This is a genomic window from Sphingopyxis sp. LARHCG72 (genome assembly GCF_052871675.1).
Map to the genome: position 1 here is coordinate 124,015 of NZ_JBIXJU010000010.1, position 11,578 is coordinate 135,592.

At 59.9% G+C, this 11,578-nt stretch carries 14 protein-coding genes and 1 pseudogene; 8 read left to right on the forward strand and 7 right to left on the reverse strand.

From position 1 onward, the window contains the following. Positions 1-10: 10 nt before the first annotated feature. From ACIPPQ_RS19380 to ACIPPQ_RS19390, 3 genes are read left to right on the forward strand one after another with little or no spacing between them, the layout of a single operon-like run. The gene (locus tag ACIPPQ_RS19380) at positions 11-424 is read left to right on the forward strand and encodes a hypothetical protein (RefSeq protein ID WP_446545689.1); all 414 of its coding nucleotides are present in this window, start codon (positions 11-13) and stop codon (positions 422-424) included. 7 nt (positions 425-431) lie between these two features. Next, positions 432-1,166: a C39 family peptidase gene (locus ACIPPQ_RS19385; protein WP_446545690.1), complete on the forward strand. Its 735-nt coding sequence runs from the start codon at positions 432-434 to the stop codon at positions 1,164-1,166. 8 nt (positions 1,167-1,174) lie between these two features. Continuing rightward, positions 1,175-1,744 (forward strand): hypothetical protein, encoded by a 570-nt coding sequence (locus ACIPPQ_RS19390; RefSeq protein ID WP_446545691.1) that lies wholly within the window; start codon positions 1,175-1,177, stop codon positions 1,742-1,744. A gap of 98 nt (positions 1,745-1,842) precedes the next feature. Here ACIPPQ_RS19390 and ACIPPQ_RS19395 read toward each other — a convergent pair whose 3' ends face one another. Together ACIPPQ_RS19395 and ACIPPQ_RS19400 are read right to left on the reverse strand one after the other, a co-directional pair. Beyond that, a complete protein-coding gene (locus tag ACIPPQ_RS19395) occupies positions 1,843-3,285 on the reverse strand; it encodes a hypothetical protein (RefSeq protein WP_446545692.1) in 1,443 nt (480 codons plus the stop codon). Further along, positions 3,282-3,998: a helix-turn-helix domain-containing protein gene (locus ACIPPQ_RS19400; RefSeq protein ID WP_446545693.1), complete on the reverse strand. Its 717-nt coding sequence runs from the start codon at positions 3,996-3,998 to the stop codon at positions 3,282-3,284. Before ACIPPQ_RS19400 ends, ACIPPQ_RS19395 begins: the two co-directional genes overlap by 4 nt. A 317-nt stretch (positions 3,999-4,315) precedes the next feature. On the opposite strand from ACIPPQ_RS19400, the gene ACIPPQ_RS19405 reads away from it, so the two are divergent. Beyond that, positions 4,316-4,582 (forward strand): response regulator transcription factor, encoded by a 267-nt coding sequence (locus ACIPPQ_RS19405; protein ID WP_446545694.1) that lies wholly within the window; start codon positions 4,316-4,318, stop codon positions 4,580-4,582. Positions 4,583-4,648: 66 nt separating this feature from the next. Here the strand turns inward: ACIPPQ_RS19405 and ACIPPQ_RS19410 are convergent, their stop codons facing one another. The 5 genes from ACIPPQ_RS19410 to ACIPPQ_RS19430 form a co-directional block, all read right to left on the reverse strand. Further along, a complete protein-coding gene (locus ACIPPQ_RS19410) occupies positions 4,649-5,797 on the reverse strand; it encodes a DNA methyltransferase (RefSeq protein WP_446545695.1) in 1,149 nt (382 codons plus the stop codon). Then, complete coding sequence (locus ACIPPQ_RS19415) at positions 5,797-6,783, reverse strand: hypothetical protein (protein ID WP_446545696.1); 987 nt, start codon at positions 6,781-6,783, stop codon at positions 5,797-5,799. Before ACIPPQ_RS19415 ends, ACIPPQ_RS19410 begins: the two co-directional genes overlap by 1 nt. A gap of 47 nt (positions 6,784-6,830) precedes the next feature. Further along, entirely contained in the window at positions 6,831-7,901 is a 1,071-nt protein-coding gene (locus ACIPPQ_RS19420) for a hypothetical protein (RefSeq protein WP_446545697.1), read from the reverse strand. 601 nt (positions 7,902-8,502) lie between these two features. Next, entirely contained in the window at positions 8,503-9,318 is an 816-nt protein-coding gene (locus ACIPPQ_RS19425) for a hypothetical protein (protein WP_446545698.1), read from the reverse strand. Between the two features lie 200 nt (positions 9,319-9,518). After that, entirely contained in the window at positions 9,519-9,674 is a 156-nt protein-coding gene (locus ACIPPQ_RS19430) for a hypothetical protein (RefSeq protein WP_428683662.1), read from the reverse strand. A 146-nt stretch (positions 9,675-9,820) separates the two neighbouring features. Here ACIPPQ_RS19430 and ACIPPQ_RS19435 point away from each other — a divergent pair, with 146 nt between their 5' ends. From ACIPPQ_RS19435 to ACIPPQ_RS19450, 4 genes and pseudogenes are all read left to right on the forward strand, one after another. Further along, positions 9,821-10,396: a hypothetical protein gene (locus ACIPPQ_RS19435; RefSeq protein WP_446545699.1), complete on the forward strand. Its 576-nt coding sequence runs from the start codon at positions 9,821-9,823 to the stop codon at positions 10,394-10,396. Then, positions 10,389-10,694 (forward strand): sigma-70 family RNA polymerase sigma factor, encoded by a 306-nt coding sequence (locus ACIPPQ_RS19440; RefSeq protein WP_446545700.1) that lies wholly within the window; start codon positions 10,389-10,391, stop codon positions 10,692-10,694. Before ACIPPQ_RS19435 ends, ACIPPQ_RS19440 begins: the two co-directional genes overlap by 8 nt. A gap of 177 nt (positions 10,695-10,871) precedes the next feature. Then, entirely contained in the window at positions 10,872-11,096 is a 225-nt protein-coding gene (locus tag ACIPPQ_RS19445) for a hypothetical protein (RefSeq protein ID WP_446545701.1), read from the forward strand. A gap of 21 nt (positions 11,097-11,117) precedes the next feature. Next, positions 11,118-11,441 (forward strand): annotated as a pseudogene (locus ACIPPQ_RS19450) (recombinase family protein); the annotation flags it as partial. Positions 11,442-11,578: the final 137 nt, after the last annotated feature.

Sequence of the window (11,578 nt, forward strand, 5' to 3'; positions counted from 1 at the left end):
TATTCCTGTCATGAAACCCGCGATGCTTCCGGCTCTGCTGATCCTGGCAAGCTTTTCCGCCCCCGTTTTCGCGCAACCCGCCGCACCCGAGGTTGCAGCCCCCGCCGCCAGCCCCATGCTTTCCTATGCGGTTCCGGTTGATGCGGCTCCGGCTATCCCGATGCGCCCCGAACGCAAATCGCCGATGCTGAACGACCGCGAACTCGATACGCAACGCGGCGGCCAGTCGCTGGTCATCACGAACCAGACGATGGATTCGATCGTCAGCGGCAACATCCTCAAGGGCGACTATACCGCAGGCGCGGTCACGCTCAGCGATTTCGCCCTGTCCAATTTCAACGGTGTCGGCAACCTGCTGATCAACACCGGCGCGCAGGTCAGTGCCCAAAGCGGCATGAACCTGACGATCAACCTCGGCGACTGAGATCGCCATGCGGCCCATGCGCGCCTTGATCGCGGGCATGTTGTGCGCCCTCGCGGCGGCGCCCGCGGCCGCCGAGGTCCGGCTCACCGGGCCAGAGACCGGCGGCAGCTACCAGCTCCAGGTCATGACCTGGTGGGATATCCCCTTCCGGTCGGTCATCCGCCAGCGATACGATTTCAGCTGCGGGTCCGCTGCGCTCGCCACGCTCCTCACCTATCATTATGGCGAACCGACGTCGGAAACGATGCCGTTCCGCGCGATGTGGGAAAAGGGCGACCGCGAGGCGATCCGCAAGGTCGGCTTCTCGATGCTCGACATGAAAACCTATCTCGCCTCGCGCGGCTATCGCGCCGAGGGCTTCCGGATCACGGCCGAGCAATTGAAACAGGTCAAGCGCCCGACGATCGTGCTGATGGACCTCAAGGGCTTCAAGCATTTCGTCGTGATCAAGGGCATTCGCGGAGACCGCGTGCTGACCGGAGACTCGGTCCTCGGCCTCAACGAATATTCGCTCTCGGATTTCGAGAAGCATTGGAACGGCATCGCGCTCGCGATCGTCGAGGGCGGCCAGAAACGCCCGGCCTTCAACCTCGCCGGCGACTGGGGTCCCTGGTCGCAGGCGCCGCTCGAAAAGGATGGCTCGCTGCACGTCTCGATCGGCGATCTCACGACCAACCTCCCCCCGCAATATCAACTGACGCCGCAGATCCTGCTCGATGTGCGCGTCGGCACCGTGAAATGAGACCCGCCATGACCCGACGCCTCCTCCTGCTCGCCCTCGCCCCGGCGCTGCTCGCAGCGGGGGAGCCGGCGGCGGCCGACGACCCGCTGGCCGATGCCGCGACGGTGCCCGACGAGGTGCTGGCCGAGCAACGCGGCGGCTTCGCGTTCCAGGGGATGGTCATCGCGTTCGGCGCCGATATCCGCAGTTTCGTGAACGACGAGCTCGCGCTGCGCACGATCATCAGCTGGACGCCCGAGGGGTCGACGATCGAACGCTTCGTTTCGCCGGCGCTTACCGCGGTCGATGCGGCGCAGATCCAGGGCGGCATCTTGACGAGCGGCGGCATCACGATGCGCGTCGGCGACGAGTCGGTCTTCCTCGCAAACAATGGCCAGACCGCGCTGATCCAGAAGACCGACGCAATCCAGAATGTGCTGATCAACACCGCGAGCAACGTATCGCTGAACCAGCAGGTCGACGCGGTGCTCGACATCAGCGGCTACGAAGGTTTCCGCGACGCGCTGGCCACAACGCGGATGAGCGACGCGATCGGCGCCGTGATGGGCGCGCAGACGGTGGGCGCGCTCGGCAACTGAACGACCCCCCGCTCCCGTTTCGACGGGAACGGTCCAACTTGCCCCGCCTTTCGGCGGGGCTTTTCTTCATGCCGCGAATTGCGTCCGGACGTGGGGGGCTAGAGCTTCCCGCCAAAGGGCATGCGCAAGGTGATCGACACGTCGGGCGCATCCTCGGTCACGCCGATCTCGAAGCCGAGGTTCAACACGTCGCGCTCGGTCAGGCGGTACGACATTCCGAAATTGAGCGAACCGACGTGGAGATAGTTCGACTTCTGGATCGTATCGCCGATCTCCGACCGCGTCGGGAAGATATAATTGTGGCGATAGCCGAGCGAGAAGGAAAAGCGCGGATTGAGCGCAAAGCCGAAGCCGACGTTGGCGCTGACCGCATCGCCCGGGTCGACGCGTCCCACCATAACCTCGCCGACCAGTTTGTTCACGTCGCGCGGGATATGGTAGAGATAGGCGACGCCGCCATAGATCACCGCCGGGTCCGACGGCATCAGGAAGTTGAGTCCCGGCTGGACCGCCCAGAAGCCCGACCCGGTGGCGAGCCCCGTCGCGACGCCGAACTCGTCATAGCCGATGTCGAACGGCCCCTTGCCCGTGTCCGATTTGACGCGCAGCGAGCCGACGAAGATCGGCTTTTGCCCGACCGGCCGGTTGAACTGATAGCGCAGCGACAGTTCGGCATCGCCGATCCCGTCCTCGCGCAGCGCGATCGACCGGACGATCCCCTCGTCGCGCTGCTGGACGACCTCGATGCGGTCGTTGCGATAAAGATAGGGGACGCGGACCTCGACCTCGAGCCGGTCCGAAATCCCGTACCGCAGCGAACCCGTCCCGACGAGCGTATCGCGGTCGGCATCGGTCGCCTCGATCAGCCCGATCTGGATTCCCGGGATCAGTTCGATCCCGCGAAAGACGAGTCGATTGGTGGACGAGCGCGTATATTCGAACGACGGTTCAAAGACGAGATGGCCGGCGCGGGTCAGGACCCCTTGTCCTTCAGGAACTGCGGCGACGCGTTCGGCGGTCGACTCGCTCGGCGGCGGCGCCTCGCCGACGGGCGCGTCGGGCAACGCAACGGCGGTGCTGCCCGGACCGGGAAGCGCCGGGCCGGGTCCGACGCCCTGCCCCATGCCGGTCCCGCGGAACATGTCGAGCGGTGCCTCGGCCAGCGCAAGGGACGAGAGCCGGTCGATCTGCGTCTGCTGGGTGATCAGCTGTCCCTGCATCTTCACGATATGCTGCCGCTGCTCGGCGAGCATGACGTTCTGCTGGTCGATCAGCGCGCGCTGTTCGGCGATGATCCGGCGCTGCGCCTCGATCTCGCTTTCGACGCTTGCCGCCGGCTGGCCTTCGGCCACGCCGCCCGGCCCCGCGACCGCCGCCGCGCGCCACGTCGTCGCGGCGTCGAGGAACGGCAGCGTCTCGCACAGGCATTCGAGCGCCAGCGCTTCCTGGGCCTTTGCCGGGGAGACGACGAAAATGGCCGAGAGGCCGGCGGCGGCCACGCCGATGTGGCGCAGCCGCGCGGGTGAGGACAGGATGATCACAGCCCCGCTCCCCGCCCGGCGAACGCGCCGCGCTGGCGCATCGCCGCGATATTGTCGATCGCCGCGCCAATCTCTTCGCCGGCGATGGCGCGCAGCCCCTCTATATCGACGAGGCGGCACAATTGCGGCCCCTCGAGTTCGATAAGGCCCTGACGCACAAAGCCCGAAATCGTCCGGCTGACGGTGTGGATCGTCAGGCCCAGATGGTCGGCGATATCGCTGCGCGTCATCGGGAGGGGAATGCTGTCCAGCGCCGACGACCGCTTGGCCGCGATCAGCAGGAAGGCTGCGACGCGCTCGTTGGCATTCCGGCGCCCGAGCAGGAAGATGCACTGATTCGCACTGTCGAGCGCGCGTTCGAGCGCGCGGCTTTGTCCCGACGCGGCGGGTTCGTCGTTCGACACCGGGCGGCGGGCCAGGATCGTGTTGGTGACCGCCTCGGCCGCCGCGTCGCGATTGCCATATCCGACACCGAAGACATCGCCCTGATAGAAGAAGCCCGTCAACTGGCGGTGCCCGTCGAGATGGAAATGGCACGTGCGGACGGTGCCCGACACGACTTCGAACCAGCAATCGCCCGGATCGCCTTGAGAGAATATGATCTCTCCTTTTCGGAATTTTAGGATGGTGTCCTGGGGGATCCCCCCGCGGTGAAATTCTGCCAGACCTTGCACGCCACGTCTCCAACTGAATTGGTATTGCGGCGACCCCATTTGCGAGTCTCATGTGCCTTTGGGCATCGTGAATCCATCCGAAGAAAGACGTAGGAATTCGCGTGCCCAATTAACCTAGCAAAAATCACTACGTATAATTCCTTAGCAGTTACTTAGAATATAGCATTTGATTTCAGCATCATAGACATATCGGCATCAACAGTGCCGCTATATTTCCTGCCAGACCGAGTTAATTGCTAAACAGGACGCAAAGCGATATTATGCACGCAGAGCAGGTGGGGTAGCGGCATTGTCGCGCGTTAAAGCTGCTTGCCGGTCGCCAATTGTCCACGCCTTGGGTGTCAGGGGATTGCGCCGTGCATCGAAACGCCTTGAATGTTGAACCGCATCTAACTTTTCGCGAGCATCAAATTCTGGAACTGGTCGCCGTAGGGTGGTCGGCCAAACAGATTGCGCTCGAAATCAGTATCGCGCCACGGACCGTGGAGCGGCACATCGAAAATGTCCGTCTGAAACTGAATGCGCGAAACCGTGCCCACCTGATAACGCAGGCGATGCACCTCGGCCTGCTGGTCATCGAAACCCCGGCCCCCGACGAACCGACCCTCTTCGAACTCAAATGATCGATGGTGCGCCACGACCGGTGGAGATGAGCACTACCGTTTCGCTATAGCACTCTAGTGCCGACTTCAGTCAGCCTGATGGGCCAGCTCCGGAACCGCATTCAGCGGAACGGTGATAGGGACGATATCCGACACCTCAAAAACAAAGTCATGCTCGACGCCTGCTTTGGTGCCTGGACGAAACGCGTTGGTTTGCCGTTTTCGGAGTTCGCTGGTGCTCGCTCCCCCAAGCATACGGATAGCCTTGCCGCCGAAACCTGTTTCCATCGAATTTGCGAGACCCACAGACAGTTCTTCTAGTTCGACTTTGCCGCCGATCCGAACCACGATTGTCGCGTTGTCAGCGAGAAGATCGCGCATACCTGACCAAACCTCGGTCAGAAAGTTCCAGTAAGATACCTGCTTAGTGTGCCTATCGTCAGCGTACGATCTCGCCTTGGGTTCGGGTGCTCCGCCCAAGAACCAAAGGCGGAGCCATTGGTCTTCCGCGTAGTCTGTCACGTCAACGTATGGCGGCGACGTCACAACAAGGCGGACCTGACCGTGCAGATCGGGATGGACAGCCGCCGCGCTTCGCGCGTCGGATAAAATAACGGTCCCGCGACGCTCCGGCGCGCCCATGGCAAGCCGAAACTTTGCAAGCTCTTTCAGGATAGAAAAGACATCTCGTTCCGGCGCTTCTAAGTTTCGGCTAGCCCACCATCGCACGGAGTAATCTGGCTTGGTCGATATCGTCCGCGGCATGCGGTTGCTGAAACACAATCGAGAGCGATGGCTCTCACCATGAAGTGCGCCGAGCGCCATTGCAGCGATAAAACGATCAGTGATGTTGCCTTGCCAGTCTAACTCCGTCCGGAGGTAAACTATCTGCGGCAACGTTGATGGATGGAAACAGCGCTCGAAGAACACTCCTAGGCCCTCGATGCGAGGAGCGACGTAGTTCACGCGCAGTTCTTCAATCCGTGTGAGCAAATCGATCAGGGAGGGCGGATTCACTTTGGCGCCAGAAATGCACGCGGCAACAGGGTTGATATCTGTTCCGGCGGAACGGCGGTCCATTAGCAAACTTTGGAATGCAGTGGTTCCCCGACCGCTAAATGGGTCGAAAACTAGATCACCGATGGAACTGTGGGCGAGCACGTGCCGCTCCACAAATTCTTCTGGGAACATGGCGAAGTACGGGCAGATTGAATGGAGAGGATGGCGCTTCGCCATCACGCGGCCGCCGCGAGCTCAGGTTTCAACTGATCAATCCAATCCACCAGCACATTCATCCCGTTGTAGCCGCCGATACGTTGAGCCGCCTCCGCGTCACTGGCAATAGGTGACACCGACTCCGTAATTCGCAGCCGGTCCAATACAACACCGTGCCGGTGGTTCAATCTCTGAAGGGCGTTAAAAACCGCTTCGTCATAATCCTCTCCATCGCGGTCGTCTACTTCGTGATGGACCGGGAATGGCACGGCTAAGCTCGCCATAGCTTCGCGATAGGGCGACTGATCAAACCAATCTGTGAAGGCTCCTAGATGGGGTTTGACGGATTTCGTATCCCAGTCGTTTCCGGTGGCCGCTTGACAGATAATCAAGAGAGTCCCGTTGCGCCGGTCCCGAAAAGCCCGCCAACCCACAACGTCGATTTGGTCATCTTTGGCGGCGATGGGGAGCCCCGGCGGAGGCGGGTTCTTAGCACGGCCGAAGCCGAGCTTGCTGCAAAGGTCTTCTAGCGCTTTGCCGAACACGGATTTGTCAGGACGGGGGAAGCCAAACCAGTAAGTGTGCCCATCCCTGAGTACTCCAGCAACTCCGATGCTTGCACAAATATGGAAGAGCGTCCGTCCTCGACCCGTTCGACTCACAATCGCCGGGCTTGTCGGAAGCAGTTTGTCCTTCAGCCCCGTCATCATCAGCATAAACAAATATGCGGCGTGAGAGGTCGCGTTAACGTCTTCCTTGAGCGAAATGCGGAGCGGGTCTCCAACAACCTCAAATGGATAATCAGGCCCAAGTGCGCGTTCGCGAAAACTGATTTCCTCGGAAACTCGCGCTAACAGAGCATCGCGTCGGGTCTCAGCGATTTCCTCCTCGAGTGGCTCATCGCCGGTAGGCGTAAGCTCTCGGTCGTTGTCTGAGTTGAGGCGCAGAAGGCTCTCCAGATCGCCCGATCCGGAAACCCGCGCTCGGAGCAGCGCGGTTAGTTCCAACCAGTCTGCAAGAGCACTACGGGACGCGTCGGGCGACGGGCTAGAAATCAAAGATCGTCGTCCTGCGCCATCTTAGTCCGCATCTCATTTCTGAGCACACGAACGGTACCGGCCAGCTTTTCGGTGGTATCCATCAAAACAGCCTGCGTGCTGGGATCAAAATGAGATAGGAGGCCTAACGTTCGTTCGGCGCTGATGGCCGTCGCCTTCAACGTCTCTTCAAACCTGTAAGAAGGGGGCTCGACTTGCTCGAACGCAAGCCGAAGACTCTTTTCGGAATCCAGCACCGTCATTGCTCGCGGCTCAGCTAAGACGCGGACCAATTTCCCAAGATCAGGATTTTGTGTCTTTACGACATGCTCCTGTCCCAGCTTTTGCTGACCGAACAGCCAACCCATCAACCTCTGAAGATTCTCCGTGCCTTCGGGCGGTACGGGATTTGCGGGAAGCTGATTGCCGACATCCTCAGGAATCTTGAGAAAATTCTTTACGTTTGGCCGTGACAGTGCGGTGTACAGGTGCGAAAAGTTGAATGTGCGCGCGGTGATGTCGTCTCGATCAAAACCGAGAGCCACAGCTTGATTCAGAACGGTGAGACCGTTCACCAAACGCAAAACAGTGCTGTGGTTATCTCCGACGGCATTGGACACCGTGGCAAGGTCTGCGCCATCATCCAACCATTCCTTGGCATACCGCGCTTTGGCGAACGCATCCCACTTCGCCGGTCCGTTAATGTGCTTGAACGCAATAAAGCTCCGCGCTTCTGCGCGGTTGGCGACATACCGAATACGCACCTGAGCAGGAGCAGAGTTGGTCCCCGCGTTTTCGGGCAAAGTGTAATTCAATTTTGACCGAAGTGCCGGCTCGGTCATGAGGCGAATTGCCGCCAGTCTTCTGTTGCCTTCTAAAACAACATTCGTTGTCTGTTCGACAATCAGAGGCTCGTAGTCGATCCATCCCGCCGATTGGATGGACCGGACAATTTCATCGATATCCGCTGTCGCAATGAGATGAGCCACTGCGGCATCTTCATCCGCAAACTCGTGCGCGCCTGCACGAGGATTACGGATATCCATGTGTAGGCTGCTGGGAGCAATAAATTGGTCGTTTTGCGGCATCGGGCCCCCTTTTCGAACTCCCCACTAACATGATGGCGAATGCTTGCAAACTCGTTGAGCCGTGGTTGCCCTTTCGCTTGGTCTTATTGGCATCCCGGAATTTAACCCGCCTAGCCGACAAATCGTCGCCAAGCGATCTGCCAGCGGATGCCAGACCGTAACGTCATGAAAATACGGCTGGTATTGGTTTCGCGTATGGCAGGCATGAATCTGTGCCATACGCTTGAAGCCGCAGAAATCCGACCATTATGCGCGGGAAGCTGGCACCGCTTTTATCTCGCCCTCCCAAAACTCGCTTTCCTGATCCTTTCCCGGCCGCTGAAAGGATATCTGAGCGGCGGGCAAAAAAAATCGCGTTCGAAGGCCCCTCATCGTCAGCCTGCCACACGATAAGCCATTGCAAGAAATGAGAAAAATGCGAAGTGACTGGCATTGCGACGAGGTGCCATACGCATATCTGATTGAGAACCAGCCACAAACTGCCGCGAAGCTGGCAGTCCTTTTATCTTGCCTTCCTATTTTGCCCTAGATTCTCGGAAATTTCGTCACCGCTCCAACATCTGCGCGTTCATCAGGGTATCCCATCTGAACGGCATGATCATCAGATATCATCCCGGTGGGCCTGCCATTTTGGATCCTCGGTATTCGACACAGCCGGTGATGCTGCCGCGCCTATGATGTAAAAGGAGGACCGAAACTGAGCGGCGAAGGCAAAAATCCCTTCTGGCTTGTGGCCCCATCGATAATAGAATTGGTCGCCGATATTCGTGTTCCGGCGATTGGGAAGCGTGACTTCCGGGAGGAAATCAACCACGGCTTTTTCAAGCGCGCGGGCAGACGGATCAACCACCTGCACCCAACCTGTCGAAATCTTGAAGTCGAGAGGCAAAGGGTGACCGACTTCTTTATAGTAGAGGGCGCAAGTTAAGCGGCGCGAAAAAGCGAGGAACACATCCCGATTCCCTGCGGGCAGTTCGGCAATCGGAGCTTCGGAAAATGTCATGCCAGCGGGCAGTTTGAGCCCCGTGCTCTTGTAATGTTGGCGAGCCTGCCTGGCGGTCAGATTCATCAACGGCAGCAAGTTCGGATTGTTGTTGGCGACACCCTGAATGAGCTTCGCGAGCATTGCCTCATCCAGCTCGTCGTCGCTGTGGTCAGCCAACATGAGATAAAGAGCGAACACTTGCTCAAGCTGGCTCGACATCTGATTGCAGCGGTCGCAAGCCGGAAACTCGAAGTCCTCCGGCCCCACCCTTCCTTTGAAGCACTGCCGCGACGGGACATGATCGGGGACTTCGGTCGGCGCCGTCGCGCAGAAATAGCAGGTTGGGTGATCGCGCTTGAGCGCATCCTTCCGTCTTTTACTGACACCCATCGCGTCGCCTCTCGGGAAATGCCCAACTGGAACAATGTCCATGCCGGAATGCTATCGGGCCTCGATGCTGCGCATCGGACCCACAATTCATAATCACACACCTTACGCACGGGTGCATAGCGCATTTCCGCCACTTTTTGAGGGTGCGATCCGGCAGCGCGCGATGTCTTGCGTGTTGAAAATGGCGCTTTTCTAGGAAGTTTTGAGGGTACGCATCGCACCCTCCCATCGTTCTGAGGTGGCTACTTTAGCAACCCCATCTCGCGCTGTTTCTTTTCGAGCCGCTCAACCTCTCGCTCAACGACCTCGCGGATGAATGCGGCGCGGCGCTGTTTCCCAACGAGATTATCGATCCGCTCGCCCATCCCTTCCGGCAGTCGGACGACGGTGGTTTTCACCTTTAGTGGAGGCCTTCCCATGGGATCGACCTAACCCGACCAACCAGCCGCGCAATCACAACCCTAATAACCGATATCGGTTATTGTCCTATGCGGACCGGCGCGCTATATCCGATATCGGTTATGAAGATATTGCGAGATGTCCAATGTTCACCCGAACCCGAGCCGAGCCAACCGTCACCCTCTCCCGGCGAGAGGCGCTCGCAGTTACCTCTCTTGTTTCTGGCCCGGTCTCAAACTTTGTATTGCCGCCGCCGGATCGGCTCACGTGGGACGTTTCCCGAACGCGAGAAGGCCGACTTCTTAGCCGGTGCCGCTATCGCAACGCCGAGAGCTTCTTTCTGACAATTGAGGAGCGGCTCTTCCCGGACACAAGCGATCTTCTCTATCAAACCGGCATCGTGGCGCAGTTGGCGCTGACATCGCATCTGCTGGACGTCGGTTTCGACGACAAATGGTGCGCCCGACATATCGGCCTGCATATCGACAAGGCACTGGCCTACGCCAATGCGACCGGCCTCAACTATCGCTCCCCCGAGCTCGAACGGCTGGCCGCTGTGATGTCGCCCTACAGCGTGTGGCGCAATCCGGACCTCGACGGTTCGCGCCCGCCGGTTCCAGCTTCGCTACCGGACATTGCGCGCCTGCTACGAGATTTGCTCGATCATGTTCGGGGGGTGACGGGACATGCTCGCCCCCGGCGGGGGAAGGCGCATGGCTGAAGACAACCTCGCCGTCCGCTTCGCGCGCACAATTCGGAACCTGCTCATCCCGCCGCCCTCCGTGCCTGACTTCGAAGAGCATCCCGATCCGCTGATTGCGCGACTAGAGTGGGCCATTGCCTGTCTGCCGGAGCAGACCCGCGATGTCTTCCTCATGCACCGTTTCGACGATCTGCCCTACGACCGCATCGCGCATCGCCTCGGGATAAGTGAAAAGGCGGTCGAGCAGGAAATCGCTAGGACGTTGCGCGCTATCCGCAAGGCGAGGGATGATTATGACCGAGAGCAAGGCGAGTAGCCATCGGTCATCCGTGGCAGGGATTTCGATTCGCTTCGCGGGGCGAAATCGGCGCGCGGAAGGCGAGGCGCCGACAGCGCTCCTCAAAAGTCAGTATTTCTTCGCCAGCGCCCTACGCTCGCTCTCGCAGGGCGGATTTATGTTCCGTTGGGGAATAAACCGCGCAACCGTTGCAGGATGGCCCGCCCCTCCCCCGAGCGAGCGCCCAGCGCATCGGAGCAGCTTGAAGCCCTGCTCGGCAAGCCTTGGCCCTTTCCCGGTCGGCCTCCGAAGCACGACCTCTCGACATGGCGCGTTACCGATGACTGGCCCGATCCCGTCCCGGTCACGCTCGCAGAGGTCGAAGTGTTCGAGCGCTGGTTCGGCGACCTTTTCGACGAACTGTTTTCCCCGCCCTTTTAAGCCCCCCTCTTGGAGAGTGCCATGACCGCGCCGCAGACCATCACGGGGGCACGCGCCGCCCTCTATCTCCGTGTCTCGACCGCGAGGCAGGCCGAACATGACGTGTCGATCCCGGACCAGCGACGACAAGGGGAGGGCTGGTGCGCCGCGCGCGGCCTTAAGGTCGTTGACACCTATGTTGAGTCCGGCGCGTCGGCGACGAACGACCGCCGTCCGGAGTTCCAGAGGCTTATCGAAGCCGGGACATCGAAACCCGCGCCGTTCGACCTCGTGGTCGTTCACAGCTTCTCCCGCTTCTTCCGCGATCATTTCGAGCTGGAGTTTTATATCCGCAAGCTCGCCAAGAATGGCGTGATGGCCTGCTGCCGGTTTGATGGACGCCGAGATAAGTTCATTCAGGCTACCCCAGCTTCACGTTCGAAGTCGATAGGACTGAGGTAACCCAGGGTCGAGTGACGCCGGGTCGGGTTGTAGAAGCATTC